The sequence below is a fragment of the Roseateles hydrophilus genome (assembly GCF_026712245.1).
GTDB lineage: Bacteria > Pseudomonadota > Gammaproteobacteria > Burkholderiales > Burkholderiaceae_C > Pelomonas > Pelomonas hydrophilus.
Map to the genome: position 1 here is coordinate 745,687 of NZ_JAPPUY010000001.1, position 15,159 is coordinate 760,845.

At 70.7% G+C, this 15,159-nt stretch carries 15 protein-coding genes; 5 read left to right on the forward strand and 10 right to left on the reverse strand.

All coding sequences use genetic code 11. The annotated features are described in order from the left end of the window. Positions 1 to 98 precede the first annotated feature (98 nt). The 4 genes from NYO99_RS03290 to NYO99_RS03305 all read right to left on the reverse strand — a co-directional run bounded on the left by NYO99_RS03290 (position 99) and on the right by NYO99_RS03305 (position 3,358). A complete protein-coding gene (locus tag NYO99_RS03290) occupies positions 99 to 422 on the reverse strand; it encodes a hypothetical protein (protein WP_268165670.1) in 324 nt (107 codons plus the stop codon). A 33-nt stretch (positions 423 to 455) separates the two neighbouring features. Continuing rightward, positions 456 to 1,448: a 2-hydroxyacid dehydrogenase gene (locus NYO99_RS03295; RefSeq protein ID WP_268165671.1), complete on the reverse strand. Its 993-nt coding sequence runs from the start codon at positions 1,446 to 1,448 to the stop codon at positions 456 to 458. Between the two features lie 171 nt (positions 1,449 to 1,619). Beyond that, positions 1,620 to 2,219, reverse strand: coding sequence for a chalcone isomerase family protein (locus NYO99_RS03300; RefSeq protein WP_268165672.1), 600 nt, complete (start codon positions 2,217 to 2,219; stop codon positions 1,620 to 1,622). A gap of 101 nt (positions 2,220 to 2,320) precedes the next feature. Continuing rightward, positions 2,321 to 3,358: an RNA methyltransferase gene (locus NYO99_RS03305; RefSeq protein ID WP_268165673.1), complete on the reverse strand. Its 1,038-nt coding sequence runs from the start codon at positions 3,356 to 3,358 to the stop codon at positions 2,321 to 2,323. 106 nt (positions 3,359 to 3,464) lie between these two features. Here NYO99_RS03305 and ispD point away from each other — a divergent pair, with 106 nt between their 5' ends. Then, a complete protein-coding gene (ispD, locus tag NYO99_RS03310) occupies positions 3,465 to 4,148 on the forward strand; it encodes a 2-C-methyl-D-erythritol 4-phosphate cytidylyltransferase (protein ID WP_268165674.1) in 684 nt (227 codons plus the stop codon). A 1-nt stretch (position 4,149) separates the two neighbouring features. Here ispD and NYO99_RS03315 read toward each other — a convergent pair whose 3' ends face one another. Genes NYO99_RS03315 through NYO99_RS03325 form a run of 3 tightly spaced genes read right to left on the reverse strand, consistent with a single transcriptional unit; the run spans position 4,150 to position 7,478 of the window. Beyond that, on the reverse strand, positions 4,150 to 4,497 hold the full coding sequence (locus NYO99_RS03315; protein ID WP_268165675.1) for a hypothetical protein: 348 nt from the start codon (positions 4,495 to 4,497) through the stop codon (positions 4,150 to 4,152). Next, complete coding sequence (locus NYO99_RS03320; protein ID WP_268165676.1) at positions 4,491 to 6,704, reverse strand: patatin-like phospholipase family protein; 2,214 nt, start codon at positions 6,702 to 6,704, stop codon at positions 4,491 to 4,493. Before NYO99_RS03320 ends, NYO99_RS03315 begins: the two co-directional genes overlap by 7 nt. Before the next feature lie 30 nt (positions 6,705 to 6,734). Continuing rightward, the gene (locus tag NYO99_RS03325; protein WP_268165677.1) at positions 6,735 to 7,478 is read right to left on the reverse strand and encodes a type 2 periplasmic-binding domain-containing protein; all 744 of its coding nucleotides are present in this window, start codon (positions 7,476 to 7,478) and stop codon (positions 6,735 to 6,737) included. 69 nt (positions 7,479 to 7,547) lie between these two features. Here NYO99_RS03325 and ispF point away from each other — a divergent pair, with 69 nt between their 5' ends. Further along, on the forward strand, positions 7,548 to 8,039 hold the full coding sequence (gene ispF, locus NYO99_RS03330) for a 2-C-methyl-D-erythritol 2,4-cyclodiphosphate synthase (RefSeq protein WP_268165678.1): 492 nt from the start codon (positions 7,548 to 7,550) through the stop codon (positions 8,037 to 8,039). A gap of 5 nt (positions 8,040 to 8,044) precedes the next feature. On the opposite strand, the gene NYO99_RS03335 is transcribed toward ispF, so the two are convergent. Continuing rightward, positions 8,045 to 9,364 carry an ATP-binding protein gene (locus tag NYO99_RS03335; RefSeq protein WP_268165679.1) on the reverse strand — a complete coding sequence of 440 codons (1,320 nt, stop codon included), beginning with the start codon at positions 9,362 to 9,364 and terminating at the stop codon, positions 8,045 to 8,047. A 229-nt stretch (positions 9,365 to 9,593) separates the two neighbouring features. Further along, positions 9,594 to 10,328, reverse strand: coding sequence for an osmolarity response regulator transcription factor OmpR (ompR, locus tag NYO99_RS03340; RefSeq protein ID WP_268165680.1), 735 nt, complete (start codon positions 10,326 to 10,328; stop codon positions 9,594 to 9,596). Positions 10,329 to 10,462: 134 nt separating this feature from the next. On the opposite strand from ompR, the gene NYO99_RS03345 reads away from it, so the two are divergent. Next, complete coding sequence (locus tag NYO99_RS03345) at positions 10,463 to 11,167, forward strand: SIMPL domain-containing protein (RefSeq protein WP_268165681.1); 705 nt, start codon at positions 10,463 to 10,465, stop codon at positions 11,165 to 11,167. A gap of 7 nt (positions 11,168 to 11,174) precedes the next feature. On the opposite strand, the gene NYO99_RS03350 is transcribed toward NYO99_RS03345, so the two are convergent. After that, positions 11,175 to 11,945 (reverse strand): 3-hydroxybutyrate dehydrogenase, encoded by a 771-nt coding sequence (locus tag NYO99_RS03350; protein WP_268165682.1) that lies wholly within the window; start codon positions 11,943 to 11,945, stop codon positions 11,175 to 11,177. Positions 11,946 to 11,992: 47 nt separating this feature from the next. Here NYO99_RS03350 and NYO99_RS03355 point away from each other — a divergent pair, with 47 nt between their 5' ends. Together NYO99_RS03355 and NYO99_RS03360 are read left to right on the forward strand one after the other, a co-directional pair. Further along, a complete protein-coding gene (locus tag NYO99_RS03355) occupies positions 11,993 to 12,874 on the forward strand; it encodes an alpha/beta fold hydrolase (protein WP_268165683.1) in 882 nt (293 codons plus the stop codon). Next, complete coding sequence (locus tag NYO99_RS03360; protein WP_268165684.1) at positions 12,871 to 15,126, forward strand: RelA/SpoT family protein; 2,256 nt, start codon at positions 12,871 to 12,873, stop codon at positions 15,124 to 15,126. Before NYO99_RS03355 ends, NYO99_RS03360 begins: the two co-directional genes overlap by 4 nt. Positions 15,127 to 15,159 lie beyond the last annotated feature (33 nt).

Consider the following 15,159-nt stretch of genomic DNA (forward strand, 5'->3'; position numbering starts at 1 on the left):
CTCTCCGGTGGTGGAACAACGGCAGGCAGTTCGGCGCGTCGGGGCACCCGGCGGGTGCCTCGCTTCGTCAGGGAAGGGGGTGAAAGCGACGCGCCGACTCAGGCGCGCAGCCAGTCGGGGCGTTCGAGCCCGGCAGGGATGTGGGACTTGGGCCGCCTCAGCGCAGCCGGCTCGGGCGGTGCGGCCTGGCGCGCCGGGTGGGCGCGCTGTTCATCCAGCGGCGCGGCGCAGCCGGCGTGGTGGCAGTGGCAATGGCCGGTCTCGCAGACGGCGGGCGCCTCGCCGGGCGCGGCGTCATGGGCCGCCACCGACTGCTCGGTCGGCTGCGGCGCCAGTTCGGCCACGCAGCACAGCTGCGCGCCCGCCCAGCTCATCTGGGCGGCGACGAACAGGGCCATCAGGGCGAGGAACCAGCGACGCATGGGCGCGGATTCTAGGCAGAGATGGACAAGCCCCTACGCGGGAATGCGGTTGCGCAGCGGGCGGCCGGCTTCGAAGTCGCTCAGGCTCTCGACTGTCGTGGCCATGATCTGGCCGATGGCTTCGACGGTGAAGAAGGCTTGGTGGCCGGTGACGATGACGTTGGGGAAGGACACCAGGCGCTGGATCACATCGTCGGTGATGATGGTGGACGACAGGTCCTGGAAGAACAGGCTGGCCTCCTGCTCGTAGACGTCCAGGGCCAGGCCGCCCAGCTGGCCGGTCTTGAGCGCCTGCACGGCCGCCTCGGTGTCCACCAGGCCGCCCCGACTGGTGTTGACGAGGATGGCGCCGCGCTTCACGCCGGCCAGCGAGGCCGCGTTGACGATGTGGTGCGTGCTTTCGAACAGCGGGCAGTGCAGCGAGATGACGTCGGAACGCGCCATCAGCTCGTCCACCGGCACGTAACGCCCGCCCAGTGCCTCGAAGGCCGGGTTGGGGGTCAGGTCATGCCCCAGCAGCGTGCAGCCGAAGCCGTGCAGGATGCGCGCGAAGATGGCGCCGATCTTTCCCGTGCCGATCACGCCCACGGTCTTGCCGTGCAGGTCGAAGCCCATCAGCCCGTCGAGCTCGAAGTTGCCCTCGCGGGTGCGCAGGCTGGCGCGGGCGATCTTGCGGTTGACGGCCAGCAGCAGCCCGACGGCGAACTCGGCCACCGAGTGCGGCGAGTAGTCGGTCACGCGCACGACGGCGATGCCCAGCGCGGCCGCGGCGGCGGCGTCGATGTGGTTGTAGCCGGTGGAGCGTGTCGCGACGATGCGTGTGCCCTGCGCCGCCAGGCGGCCCAGCACGGCGGCGTCCACGTTGTCGTTGACGAACACGCACACGGCCGTGCAGCCTTCGGCCAGCCGCGCGGTGTCAGCGGTCAGGCGGTCCTGGATGAAGACCAGCTCATGGCCCGCCTGGGCGTTGGCCTGGCTGAGCAGCGACTGGTCATAGCGGCGGGCGCTGAAGACGGCGGTTTTCATGGGGCGCGGTAACTCCGAGTTGCGCGACTCTAGCGGGCCGAGCGCCGGGCCGCCCCAAGCCGGCCCGCATTGGGCGATGTGCGCGCGGCCCAATGCCGCGAGCATCGCCGTCCCCTCGGGGGACCGGCCAGCCTCGCCCGCGTCCAGCGTGGCGAGGCCGGGCGAGGGGCTTCAATCTCTGCCGCCGTCCAGCAGCGCGTCGCGCAGCTTGGCGTCGGCCGGCATGTCGCCAAACCAGATGCGCAGCACCAGCGAAAAGAACTCGTCGTCGCCGACCGGCTCGCCCTGGGCCTGGCCCTGGATGTAGAACTGCGTACCCTTGCCCGGGACGTAGTCCATCGCGAAGGTGTCGCCGGGCATCAGCTTGGGCTTGCCGGAGAAGATCTCGATCAGCCGCGTGGTGGACAGCGTGTGCCGGGTCAGCTGGGCGCTGGGTGCGTTGTCGCCCATGCCGCGCAGGAACAGGCGGCCCAGCTCGGTGCCCTGCAGTTCGCGCAGCGCCGTGAACTGCAGCCGCTTCGGCCCGGGCAGCGCAAGCAACTCGGCCGGCGTGCTGGCGCGGCGGGCGGTGTACAGACCCATGTCGTAGGCCTTGAACACCAGGCGCACGCGCGTGCCCTTGCCGTTGAGCAGCAGCGTGCTGCCGCCGAGCTGTGCTGTGGGCTCGAACTTGTGCACGGTGGTGGCGGCGCCGGCCTGCAGGCACAAGGCGGTGCCGGCGATCAGCGTGGCCAGGCGGGCGCGGCGGGCGAATGCGTGAAGTCGGGTCATCTTTCCTCCGGGGCTGTCTTCTCGCATCCCAGATGCGGCGGGCGCATTCTGTGGCGGCAGCCTCGGCGGGGAGCCACCGTTTCTGGTGGCTGTTGCCTGCGTCAGGTGTGAATCCTCACAACCCGCGCCGGGCGGCCCTTGGCCTCGCGGGCGCGCAGCTGGCCGCAGCCGCCCTCGACGTCCTGGCCGGCGGAGTCGCGCAGCTTGGTCAGCACGCCGCGCGCCGACAGCTCGGCTGCAATGGCGCGTGCGCGTTCCCAGCTGGGGCGCTGGAAGGGCAGGCCCTCGTTGCTGTTGAACGGGATCATGTTCAGCAACCCGTAGCGGCCCTTGAGCAGGCGCACGATGCCGTCCAGCTCCTCGGGCCCGTCGTTGACGCCGTCCAGCAGCGTCCACTGGTACTGGATGGGGTAGCCGCTGGCGCGGGCGTAGGCGTCGGCGGCCTCCACCAAGTCTTCCGGCGAGATGCGCGGTGCGCGCGGCAGCAGCTCGGCGCGCTTGTCGGCGTCGGTTGTGTGCAGGCTCAGTGCCAGCGCCGGCTTGACCGCCGCCTCGTTCAGTGCGGCAAAGGCACGCTCGTCGCCCACGGTGGAGAACACCAGCTGCTTGTGCGCGAAGCCGCCCTCGCGGCCCAGCAGTTGAACAGCGTCCAGCACGTTGGCCAGGTTGTGCGCTGGCTCGCCCATGCCCATGAAGACGACCTTCTTCAGCCTGGCGTTGCGGCGCCGCGCCAGCAGCACCTGGGCCACGATCTCGCCGCTGCCGACCTGGCGGATCAGCCCGTCCACGCCGGTCATGCAAAAGCGGCAGCCCACCGCGCAGCCCACCTGGCTGGACACGCAGACGCCGTCGCGCGGCAGCAGCACGGTCTCCACGGTCTGGCCATCTGCCAGGCCCAGCAGCAGGCGCGCCGAGATGCCGTCGCCGCCGGCATGCTCGCTCTTCACGGTCAGCAGCGCGTCCAGCTCGGCGAACAGGCCTGGCAGCGCGGCCATGACGGCCTTGGGCAGCCAGCCCTGCAGCGGCTGTTTGCCGGCGTCCAGCGGCAGGAGCTGCAGCCAGTGGCGCAGCACGCGGGACTCATGGGCAGGGTTGGCGCCCAGCGCGCGCAGGCGCTGGCGGAAGTCGGAGATCAGCATGACGGCGCAATTGTCCCGGACCTTGATCCAGCAGTTGACCGCTCGCGCCTCATCCGTCGCTGGCTTGCGTCAACAGCTGCATCAAGGTCGCCTGAAAATGCCGCTCATGACCGCTCCCCGTTTCTTCGCCCTCGTTCCCGCCGCCGGCATCGGCGAGCGTTCCGGCGCCGGCATGCCCAAGCAGTACGTCGAGATCGCCGGCCGCCCCATGCTGGCCCATACGCTGGCCGCGCTGGCGGCCGTGCCGCGCCTCGTGCAGACGCTGGTGGTGCTGTCGCCGGCCGATGACCGCTTCGAGGCCGCATTGCCGGGCTGTAGCGCATGGGTGGCACGTGTGGGTGGCGCGAGCCGGGCCGACAGCGTGCTGGGCGGCCTGGCCGAGCTGCGCCGCCGGGGCGCGACGGACGAGGACTGGGTGCTGGTGCATGACGCCGCCCGCTGCCTGCTGCAGCCGTCGTGGGTTGATGCGCTGATTGACGCGTGTGAGCACGACGCCGTCGGCGGCCTGCTCGCTCAGCCGATTGCCGACACGCTGAAGGCCGGCAGCGCCGACGGCCGCGTCACGGCCACCGTGGACCGGCGCGACAAGTGGGCGGCGCAAACGCCGCAGATGTTCCGCCTCGGCCTTGTCGAGCAGGCGTTGTCAGCGATGGGCGCTGCGGCGACCGACGAGGCCAGCGCCGTCGAGGCGCTGGGCCTGGCGCCGCAGCTGGTGCGCGCGTCGATGGCCAACTTCAAGGTGACGTGGCCGGAGGATTTCGCGCTGGCGGAGCGCTGGATGGCGTGCTGATTCAGAGGCCGCCGTTACGGACGGTTGGGCCCTTCATTCCGGGATCCTGCATGCAGTACCTGACGTCCTTCGATACCTGGCCGACTGCCTTGCGGCAGACGCGCTCTTTCAGGATGCGTTTCTTCGTGCAAGGCTTGAAGCGGTGTAGCGCTCGTTCGGCACGCGCTATGCAGGCTTCCACCTCAGGAGCCAGGCCGTCGTCCGTTCCTGAATCGAACATACAGGCGTCGTACATCCAGTGAGCGACTTCGCCCTGCACCTCGCAACGCGTTTGGGCGATGGCGGTCGACGTGGACAGCGCCAGCGATAGCAGGTGCATTGCTAGCCGGGAAAAGCGGCGCATCACCACGTCGGGCCCAGCAGCAGGTAAGCCGAGGTGTGCCCGCCGCGCGTGGCGCCCAGCGCGAGGAAGAACGGGCCGAAGCGCGTGTCCACGCTGAGGAAGCCGCTGGCGGCCTGCTGCCAGCCGTGGCGCGGCAGGTTGGACAGTTTCAGCCCGGCACCGTTGCCCACGGCACCGGTCTCCAGCGAGAAGCCCATGCGCACGGCGCCGCCCAGGCCCACCGGCATCTGGCCGATGCGGCGCGCCATCACGAGGCGGGCCAGCAGCATGTTCTCGCCCAGCAGCGCGCCGTCGGGCGTGCCCGACAGGCGCAGGTAGCCGCCGAGCGACCGTGCCTGGCCGCGCTCGGCATGGGCGTACTCGCCGTAGAGCTGGCCGGCCCATTCGCCGAGGCGGAAGGCCGTCAGCCCCAGCAGCGAGGCGTTGACAACGCCGCCTTCGCCGCGCGGCTGCAGCCATTCGATGCGCGCCGTCGTCCACTGGCCGCGGCTGGGGAAGGCCAGCGAGTCCAGCGTGTCGGTGTGCAGCTCCAGGTACTGCTGGCTGTAGGTGTTGGAGGCGCGGCTGCCGCTCAGCAGCGGCAGCACCACCTCGTTGCTGGCGCGCAGCCGGCCGATGCCCAGCCGCACGTCGCCCAGGCCGGCCACGCGGTGGCCCAGCTCCAGCTGCGCGCTGGTCAGGCTGCTGGACAGGCGCAGCGCGCGCTGGCCCTGGTTGAAGATGTCGCTGGCGCCGGCCTCGTAGCCCAGCTTGGCGGACGCGAACCAGCGCGAGCCCGGGCCCAACGGCTGGTGGAACTCGGTGTTCAGCCCGCGCGTGGTGCCGATGCGGGCCACGCTGCGCAGCTCGGCGCCCCAGGGGTTGAGCCAGTTGGCCACGTGCATGGCCACCAGCGAGTAGCTGCTGGCGTCGGCAAAGTCGCTGTACAGCTCCAGCCCCAGGCGCAGCCGGCTGGCGGCCCAGTCGGCCTCGGTCAGCCGGAACTCGACGTCGCGGCGGCCGTCGCGGTCATCGATCTCGGTCTCGATGCGCTCCAGGTCGCCCGTGCCGTCCAGCCGCTCGACGGCGCGGCTCAGCTCGGCGCGGCCGATCGCGTCGCCCGGGCGCAGCCCCAGCTCGGCGCGCAAGGCCTCGGGGTTGAGGCGGCGGGTGCCGGTGATGGTCAGCTCGCCCAGCGGCAGCGCCCCCAGCGCGGCCTCCGGTTGGCCCAGGCGCTGTGCCTGCAGCGCGGCCTGCGCGGCCGGGGCCGCCAGCGCGGCAAGGCGCTCGCCCGCCGCCAGCGCGGCACGCCGGCCGGTGCTCATGGCCTCGTCGGCACGCGAGAATTCCATGAAGCCCATGCCGCCGAGGTCGGGGTCGATGACGATGTCCTGCGGCCGCAGTTCGCGCAGCGAGCGCTGCACGTTCTGCTCGGTCAGGATCTGCAGCATCTGGTTGGCCACCATGACGGCGCTGGTGATCTCGCGATCCTCCAGCAGCGGCGTGCCGACGTTGACGGCGATGATGATGTCGGCCCCGAGCTGGCGGGCGATGTCGACGGGAAGGTTGCGCACCAGGCCACCGTCCACGCGCGGCCGGCCGTTGACGCGCAGCGGCGAGAACACGCCGGGCACGGCCATCGATGCCCGCAGCGCCTCGAACAGCGGCGTGTCGGCCTGGTCCAGCATGGCGCCGGAGAGCAGGTCGGTGGCCACGGCGCGGAAGGGGAGGGGCAGGCGGCGCAGCGGGTCGTCCAGGCGCTGCGTCGGCAGTAGGGCGGTCAGCGTGGCCTCCAGCTGGCCGTTGCCGGCGGCCCCGGCCGGCAGGCGGGCGCCGTGGCGCAGGTCGAAGCCGAATTCGATGCGCGAGGGCAGGCGCTCGTCGTCCTCACGGCGGCGGATGGACAGTCGCTCGCGCGCCGGGCGGTCGGCCAGGATGGCGTCCCAGTTGGCGCTCTTCACCAGCGCCTCCAGCTCGTCGACGCTGCGGCCCGACGCGTAGGCGCCGCCGACGACGGCGCCCATGCTGGTGCCGACGACGAGGTCCACCGGCACCTTCAGCTCCTCCAGCACCCGCAGCACGCCGATGTGGGCCAGCCCGCGCGCGCCGCCGCCGGACAGCACCAGGCCCACGCGCGGGCGCGCCGCGGTCTGCTGCGCAGGCGTGGGCGGTTGGGCGAAAGCGTGGGCGCTGGTCAGCAGCGCGAGCAGGAAGCAGAGGGCAGGGCGACGCATGGCGCGGCACCATAGCAGGCGCCGATGACCTCAGCGCAGCCCGAACTCCGCCAGCGCGCCGTTGCGGCGCATTTGCTGCAGGCCCTGGCGCATGGCGTCGATGTCGGCCGCGCGCACGGCCGGGTTGCAGGCCAGGTAGCCGTCGATGCGGGCGATGCTTAGCAGCGCCTGGATGGGTGTGCCACCGGTGGCGCGCGCGGCGGGCTCGGCCAGCAGCTGGTGCGTGTACCAGTAGTCCACGCGGCTGACCTGCAGCATGCGCAGGGCGCTGACGTTGCTGCTGACCTCCTGCGCCTCCACGCCCAGCTCGCGCAGTTGGGCCGCCATGGCCGTGTCCCGCACGACCACGACGCGCCGGCCGCGCAGGGCCGCCAGCGGCGGGTTGGTGTCGGGCAGCGGCCGCTCGCCGCGGCGGGCATAGACCGCCAGCTCGGCGCGCGACACCAGCCCCACCCACTGCAGCGTGGTCTCGCGTTCCGGCGTGCGCACCATGCCGACGATGCAGCTGGGCGGCGGCGACATCAGCGTGCTGAAGGCGCGCGGCACCGGCATGACCTCGGTGCTGGCCTGCAGCCGGCTGGCCGCGATCAGCCGGTTCATCAGCAGGCCGCCCGGGCCGGCGACGCTGCCGTCCTCGGCCAGGTCATACAGGCCGGGCACGGGAAAGGCCAGCAGCTTGAGCGCCGGTGCCGCCTGCAGCCCGGTGCCGATCGCCAGGCCCAGCGCCGCAATCAGCAGGCACCGCCAGGGCGGGGTGGATCGAGGGCTTGGCATGGGCGCAGCGTACTGCCTTTGGTGCGCGTGCCGCGATGGCGCCGTCGCCTTGCGCTGACAATCCGAAGCATGAGCATCGCTTCTTCCCTGCGCATCGGCGAGGGCTGGGACACCCACCAGCTCGTCACCGGCCGGCCGCTGATCCTGGGCGGCATCACCATCCCTCACAGCCACGGCCTGCTGGGCCACTCCGACGCCGACGCGCTGGCCCATGCCATCACCGACGCGCTGCTGGGCGCCGCCGCCTTGGGCGACATCGGCAAGCTCTTCCCCGACACGGCGGCCGAGTTCAAGGGCGCCGACTCCATGGTGCTGCTGGCCGAGGCCTACCGCCGCGTGCGCGAGGCGGGCTGGGCGCTGGTGAACCTGGACGCCACCATCATTGCGCAGGCGCCCAAGATGGCGCCGCACATCCCGGCCATGCGCGAGCGGCTGGCGGCGGTGCTGGCCGTCGACGTGGGCCAGATCAACGTCAAGGCCAAGACGGCCGAGAAGATGGGCCCGGTGGGCGAGGGCCGCGCGATGGAAGCGCGTGCCGTCTGCCTGTTGGCGGCCGGCTGAACGGCTCAGGCGGACTGCAGTTTCAGCACCGTCAGCAGGCCGCCTTCGGGTGAGTTGCTGATGGACAGCTGCCCGCCGAGGCGCTGCACCGACTTCTCGACGATGGCCAGCCCCAGGCCGGCGCCGCTGGCGGCCGTGCGTGCAGCGTCACCGCGGTAGAAGGGTGTGGTCAGCCGCGCCAGACGATCGGCGGGCACGCCGGGGCCATGGTCGCGCACGCGCAGCTCCACCCACGCGCCCTGGCGGCTGGCGCTGACCTCGACCCGTGCCGGTTCGCCCGGCTGGTGGCCGTAGCGGCGGGCGTTCTCGAACAGGTTGAGCAGCACCCGGCCCAGCTCGGTGTCGTCCACCTTCACCTTCAGTGCCGCGCCGACCTGCACGCGGAAGCGGATCTGCTCGGGGTCGCGGAAGCCCTGCACTTCGCGCTCGACGATGTCGGCCAGCCGCGCAGGGCGCAGCTGTGTTTCGTTCGGGCGCGCGTAGTCCATGAACTTGCTGATGATGGCGTCGAGCTGGTCGATGTCCTGCGCCATGAAGTGCCGCGCCTGCTCGTCGCTGACGCTCATCTCGGTCTCCAGCCGCAGCCGGGCCAGCGGCGTGCGCAGGTCGTGCGAGATGCCAGCGAGCATGACGGCGCGGTCCTCCTCCAGCTTGGCGAGCTCGCGGGCCATGCGGTTGAAGCCCATGTTGACCTCGCGGATCTCGCTGGTCATGGTGTTCTCGTCCAGGCGCGAGTCGTACTCGCCATCGCGGATGCGGCCGGCGGCCTCGGCCAGCTCACGCAGCGGCTGGTTGATGAGGCGGGCGATCAGCGCCGAGCCGACGACGGTGGCCAGCAGCGCGATCAGCACCCACCACCAGTTGCTGGCCAGGGAGATCGCCATCGGCGCGGGGCTGGTGCGCAGCCAGAAGGCGTCCTGGCCCACGGTGTAGCGCACCCACAGGCCTGGCGTGTCGTTGACGCTGCGCGCCACGACCGTGCCTTCGCCCAGCGTCTGGCGCAGCTCGGCGGCCAGGCGCTCGGAGAAGCTGCTGGTGTTGTAGGGCAGCCAGCGGTCGGACTGCTCGGCTACGCGCACCTGCACCGTGTCGCCGCGCGACAGCGACGTGATGACGGCGACGCGGTTGATCGGGTCGGTGTGCTCCAGCGCGATGCGGCTGAGCTTGACGAGGCCGGCCAGTTGCTCGGCCGACTCCAGCGCGCGCGGTTGCGCCTCCAGCAGCTTGAAGGTGTATTGCCAGGCCAGCACCGCACCGGCCAGCAGCAGGGCCAGCCAGGCGAAGGTGCGCCAGAAGAGATTGAGCGCCAGGTGAGGGCGGGGCATCACAAGCCCCTCGCCCAGTCATGCCGCGCTGCACGCGGGCAAGCCTTGTCGGTCTTGCAGACCGCGCAGCCGACAGTGCGGCTGCCCTTCGGCAGGCACGACAAGTCCACAGGACTTGCCGTGTCCGGCCTCAGCCCCCGAGGGGGCGGCGGTGTTTGCAGGATTGAGCGGCAAGCCCATCGCCCGGCGGGCCGGCTTGGGCCCGCCCGACGCTCGGCCCACATACGGCTCACGTGTTCTCGTCGGGGACGAAGACGTAGCCCACGCCCCAGACGGTCTGGATGTAGCGCGGCTGGGCCGGGTCGGCCTCCAGCATCTTGCGCAGGCGCGAGATCTGCACGTCCAGGCTGCGGTCGAAGGGCTCGAACTCGCGGCCGCGGGCCAGCTGGGCCAGCTTGTCGCGAGACAGCGGCTGGCGCGGGTGGCGCACCAGCGTCTTGAGCATGGAGAACTCGCCCGTGGTCAGCGGCAGCTGCTCGCCGTTCTTGGTCAGGCGGCGCAGCGCGAGGTCGAACTCGAAGGGGCCGAATGTGACGGTCATCGGCTCCTTGCTCGGCGCGCCGGGCGCTTCCGGCGGCGGGCGGCGGCGCAGCACGGCGTTGATGCGGGCCAGCAGTTCGCGCGGATTGAAGGGCTTGGCCAGGTAGTCGTCGGCGCCCACTTCCAGGCCGACGATGCGGTCCACGTCCTCGACCTTGGCGGTCAGCATGATGATGGGCGTGGTGTCGTTGGCGGCGCGCAGGCGGCGGCAGATGGTCAGGCCGTCCTCGCCGGGCAGCATCAGGTCCAGCACGATCAGGTCCACCGTCTCGCGGGTGAGCTGCTTGTTCAGCGCGCGGCTGTCCTCGGCCAGCAGCACGTCGAAGCCTTCCTGCGTCAGGTAGCGGCGCAGCAGGTCACGGATGCGGGCATCGTCGTCGACGACGAGGATGCGGTTCTGTCGGGGATTGGCGGCGTTGTTCATCGCGCTTCCTAAATTTGTAACAGCGGCATTGTGTGCAGGTTTGAAACCCCGGCCTGTAGGACGGCAGGCAACCGTTACAGCTGGTTGCCAAGTCGGGCGGCTAAGCTCGCGAGGCCTCGTTCAAAGGAGTTCCCATGCGTTCGCTGATCTTGTTGCCCGCCCTCGTGCTTGCCGGTGCTGCCCAGGCGGTGGAGCCGCCGCGCGAGCGACTTAGCCTGTCGGCCAGCGCGACCGCCGAGGTCACGCGTGATGTGCTGGGCGTGAGCTTCTCGACCTCGCGCGAGGGCGCCGACCCGACGGCCGTGCAGGCCGCACTGAAGCAGGCGCTGGACGCGGCGCTGGCCGAAGCGCGCAAGCTGGCCAAGCCCGGCCAGGTGGACGTGCAGACGGGCGGTTTCTCGCTGTACCCGCGCCACGATCCCAAGACCGGCAAGATCAATGGCTGGCAGGGCAGCGCCGAGCTGCAGGTGGAAGGCCGCGACACGGCCGCCATCGCGCAGCTGACCGGCCGCATCAGCACGCTGAGCATTGCCCGCGTCGGCTACAGCCTGTCGCGCGACGCGCGCGAGAAGGCCGAGGCCGACATCACCGCCCAGGCCATCGCCCGCTACCGCGCCAAGGCGGCGGACTACGCCCGGCAGTTCGGCTACGGCGGCTATGTGGTGGGCGAGGTCAGCATCGCTGGCGACGAGGGTCAGGTCATGCGGCCCATGATGGCCGAGATGCGCATGAAGGGCGCCATGGCCGACGCGGCCCTGCCCACCGAGGCGGGCAAAGCGAGCGTGACGGTGAACGTCAGCGGCAGCGTGCAGCTGACGCGCGAGTCGTCGCCGCGCTGACGCGCCCTTAGACGGCCGTCCACCCGCCGTCCATGGACCAGGCCTGGCCGCGCACGTTGGCGGCGGCGTCCGAGCACAGGAACACGGCCAGCGCGCCCAGCTCGTCCGGCGTCGTGAACTGCAGCGAGGGCTGCTTCTCGGCCAGCAGGCGGCGCTTGGCCTCGTCGTTGTCCACGCCGTCGCGGGCGGCAAGCGCGTCGACCTGCTTCTGCACCAGCGGCGTCAGCACCCAGCCTGGGCAGATGGCGTTGACGGTCACCGGCGTCGTGGCCGTTTCCAGCGCCACGCTCTTGGTGAAGCCCACCAGCCCGTGCTTGGCCGCCACGTAGGCCGACTTCTGCGCCGACGCAACCAGCCCGTGCACCGAGGCCAGGTTCAGGATGCGGCCCCAGCCCTTGGCCAGCATGCCGGGCAGCGCCAGCCGCGTGGTGTGGAAGGCCGAGCTCAGGTTGATGGCGATGATGGCGTCCCACTTCTCGACCGGAAACTCCTCCACCTTGGCCACGTGCTGGATGCCGGCGTTGTTGACGAGGATGTCGACGCCGCCGAACTCGGCCTGTGCATAGGCCAGCATGGCGGCGATCTCGTCGGGCTTGCTCATGTCCGCGCCGTGGTAGCCCACCTTGACGCCCAGCGCGGCGACCTCGGCGCGCGGCGTGTCGGCATCGCCGAAGCCATTCAGGATGACGTCGGCACCCTGGCGCGCCAGGGCCAGCGCAATGCCCAGGCCGATGCCGCTGGTGGAGCCCGTGACGAGGGCGGTCTTGCCTTTCAACATGGGAGGAGTCCTCTCGGGTTGCTACGATGACTTGAAAGGATTGCATCATGACCCAGCCCGCGTTGCGCTTTGTCGATTGCCTGGATGCCACTGGCCTGCACCGCATGGCCTATTGGGAATGGGCCGGCCCCAGCGCAGACGCGCCGGTGCTGGTCTGTGTGCACGGACTGTCGCGTCAGGGCCGGGACTTCGACACGCTGGCCCGAACGCTCAGCAAGCGCTGGCGCGTCATCTGCCCGGATGTGGCCGGCCGTGGCCGATCCGACTGGCTGCGCCAGCCGGGCGCGTACCAGATCCCGACCTATGTGTCCGACATGGTCACGCTGCTGGCGCGCCTGGATGTGGCCCAGGTGGACTGGGTCGGTACGTCCATGGGCGGGCTCATCGGGTTGGGCGTGGCGTCCCTGCGCGGCGGCGCCCACCCGGATGGCTTCATCCGCCGGCTGGTGCTCAACGACGTGGGCCCGGCCATCCGCTTCGAAGCGCTGGCGCGCATCGGCACTTACCTGGGCAAGGTGCTGCGCTTCACATCGCTGACGGAAGGTGCGGGCTATCTGCGCAGCATCTCCGAAGGCTTCGGCCCGCACACGGATGCCGAGTGGCTGGCGCTGTCCGAGCCGCTGTTCCGCCAAGAGGGCGAGGCCTGGGTCCTGCGCTACGACCCGGCCATCGCCGTGCCGTTCGCGGCCGTCACGCCCGAAGTCGCGGCGGCCGGCGAGGCGGCGCTGTGGGCCGTGTACGACCAACTGCGCTGCCCCACGCTGCTGATCCGCGGCGCCGACAGCGATCTGCTGGGCGCTGACACGGCGCACGCAATGACGCAGCGCGGGCCGCGCGCAAGACTGGTGGAACTGCCCGGCGTCGGGCATGCGCCCACGCTGATCCACGACGACCAGATCGCTCTCGTCACCGATTTCCTGAGTTCATGAAGACAGGCTTGATGCCGGAGGGCGCACATGCGGCCCCCATCGTCGCGCTGCTGGATGCCAGCACCGGACATTCCCAGGCCGAGGTGGCCCGCGCCCGCGCGTTTGCCGAGCCCTTGTTGGCAGCGGAGACGCTGGACACCGGCGAGAACGCACTGACCCATGCGGACGGCGTGGTCGCCATCCTGCAAGGCATCGGCGCCGCGCAGGAGTTGCAGGCGGCGGCCTACCTGGTCTACGCGGCGGACTTCCTCGCCAAGCCCGAGGAGATCGTTGCCAAAGCCTTCGGCGACAGTCATGCCAGCCTCGTCACGCACACGCGCAAGCTGGTGCAGATGCAGCGAGCGGCGCGCCGCGCTCAGGTCAGCACCGACCAGCGCGCCGAGCAGACCGAGCGCGTGCGCAAGATGCTGCTCGCGTTCTCGCGTGATCTGCGCGTCGTGCTGTTGCGGCTGGCCTCCCGGCTTCAGACGCTGCGCTGGCATGCGGCCAGCAAGCAGCCGTGCCCGGCGGAACTGGCGGCGGAGTCGCAGGCGGTGTTCGCGCCGCTGGCCAACCGGCTGGGCATCTGGCAGATCAAGTGGGAGCTGGAAGACCTGGCCTTCCGCTTCCGTGAGCCCGAGGCTTACAAGGCACTGGCCAAGGGGCTCCAGGAAAAGCGCGTCGAACGCGAGCAGCGCATCGAGGCCGCGCGCGCCGCGCTACAGAGCGATCTGCTGGCGCAGGGCATCGTGGCCGAGGTGCAGGGCCGGCCCAAGCATCTCTACAGCATCCACAAGAAGATGCAGGGCAAGCACCTGTCGCTGGACCGTGTGTTCGACCTGCGGGCGCTGCGCGTCATCGTCGCCAGCGTGGCTGACTGCTATGCGGTGCTTGCGCGGCTGCACGAGGTCTACACGCCGGTGCCGGGTGAGTTCGACGACTACATCGCCAAGCCCAAGCCCAATGGCTACCAGTCGCTGCATACCGTGGTGCTGGGTGCCGACGGCCGCGCGATGGAGGTGCAGATCCGCACGCGCGAGATGCATGACCATGCCGAGCATGGCGTAGCGGCACATTGGGCTTACAAGGAAGCCGGCGCGCGGGGCTACGCCGGGGTCAGTGCGGCCGGGGAGTTCGAGGAGCAGGTGGCGCGCGCGCGCAAGGCCGTGCTGAATCAGCTGCTGGCCTGGGAGCGCGACGCCGTGCAGGGCGAGGGCGGGGCGGTGTTCGATGACCGCATCTACGTCTTCACGCCGCAGGCCACCATCGTCGAGCTGACGGCTGGCGCGACGCCGGTGGACTTCGCCTATGCGGTGCACACCGACCTGGGCCACCGCTGCCGCGGCGCCCGCATCGACGGCCAGATGCTGCCGCTGAACACGGCGCTGCACAGCGGCCAGACAGTGGAAATCATCGCCATCAAGGAGGGCGGCCCGTCGCTGGACTGGCTCAACCCCGAGCTGGGCTACCTGCAGAGCCAGCGCTCGCGCGCCAAGGTGCGGGCGTGGTTCAACGCGCTGCAACAGGCGCAGACCATCGCCAAGGGCCGCGAGCTCGTCGAGAAGCTGCTGCAGCGCGAGGGCAAGACAGCGCTGAAGCTCGATGAGCTTGCCGCGCGGCTGGGCTTCAAGGGGGCGGACGCGCTGTTCGAGGTGGTCGGCAAGGACGAGTACTCGCTGCGCAATATCGAGCTGCTGCTGCGCCCGCCCGAGCCGGTGGCCGATGAGGACGAACTGCTGGCCCAGCGGCACACGCGCAGCGCCAGCAGCCCGGGCGGCGGGCGTGGTGGCGTGCTGGTGGTGGGCATCGACTCGCTGTTGACGACCTTGTCGCGTTGCTGCCGGCCCGCGCCGCCGGACGCGATCTCGGGTTTCGTCACGCGCGGCAAGGGCGTGGCCATCCATCGCAGCGATTGCAGCAACCTTGCGGAGATGCGGCGCCGGTCGCCGGAGCGCGTCATCGCCGTGGCCTGGGCCGGGGGCGATGCGGCGGGCAAGTCAGCGCCGGTCTATCCGGTCGATGTGCTCGTCGAGGCAGGTGACCGGCAAGGCCTGCTTCGCGATGTGCTGGAGGTGTTCGCCAAAGAGAAGATGAACGTGGTGGCCGTCAACACCCAGTCGCTGCAGGGTAGTGCGGCCGCCAAACCCCGCACGGGCGGTGGCGACACGGCGTGGATGAGCTTCACGCTGGAGCTGTCCGATGCGACGCGCCTGGCCAAGGTGCTGCGGGATCTGTGCGCTATCAGCGGCGTCCGTTCAGCACGTCGGAAATGAATTTTTGACGACACCGAAAAATCCATGCTATAG

Bases quoted from the DNA above. Each gene is read 5' to 3' on its own strand.
- NYO99_RS03290 (WP_268165670.1), bottom strand. From the start codon at position 422: ATGCGTCGCTGGTTCCTCGCCCTGATGGCCCTGTTCGTCGCCGCCCAG.
- NYO99_RS03295 (WP_268165671.1), bottom strand. From the start codon at position 1,448: ATGAAAACCGCCGTCTTCAGCGCCCGCCGCTATGACCAGTCGCTGCTC.
- NYO99_RS03300 (WP_268165672.1), bottom strand. From the start codon at position 2,219: ATGACCCGACTTCACGCATTCGCCCGCCGCGCCCGCCTGGCCACGCTG.
- NYO99_RS03305 (WP_268165673.1), bottom strand. From the start codon at position 3,358: ATGCTGATCTCCGACTTCCGCCAGCGCCTGCGCGCGCTGGGCGCCAAC.
- ispD (WP_268165674.1), top strand. From the start codon at position 3,465: ATGACCGCTCCCCGTTTCTTCGCCCTCGTTCCCGCCGCCGGCATCGGC.
- NYO99_RS03320 (WP_268165676.1), bottom strand. From the start codon at position 6,704: ATGCGTCGCCCTGCCCTCTGCTTCCTGCTCGCGCTGCTGACCAGCGCC.
- NYO99_RS03325 (WP_268165677.1), bottom strand. From the start codon at position 7,478: ATGCCAAGCCCTCGATCCACCCCGCCCTGGCGGTGCCTGCTGATTGCG.
- ispF (WP_268165678.1), top strand. From the start codon at position 7,548: ATGAGCATCGCTTCTTCCCTGCGCATCGGCGAGGGCTGGGACACCCAC.
- NYO99_RS03335 (WP_268165679.1), bottom strand. From the start codon at position 9,364: ATGCCCCGCCCTCACCTGGCGCTCAATCTCTTCTGGCGCACCTTCGCC.
- ompR (WP_268165680.1), bottom strand. From the start codon at position 10,328: ATGAACAACGCCGCCAATCCCCGACAGAACCGCATCCTCGTCGTCGAC.
- NYO99_RS03345 (WP_268165681.1), top strand. From the start codon at position 10,463: ATGCGTTCGCTGATCTTGTTGCCCGCCCTCGTGCTTGCCGGTGCTGCC.
- NYO99_RS03350 (WP_268165682.1), bottom strand. From the start codon at position 11,945: ATGTTGAAAGGCAAGACCGCCCTCGTCACGGGCTCCACCAGCGGCATC.
- NYO99_RS03355 (WP_268165683.1), top strand. From the start codon at position 11,993: ATGACCCAGCCCGCGTTGCGCTTTGTCGATTGCCTGGATGCCACTGGC.
- NYO99_RS03360 (WP_268165684.1), top strand. From the start codon at position 12,871: ATGAAGACAGGCTTGATGCCGGAGGGCGCACATGCGGCCCCCATCGTC.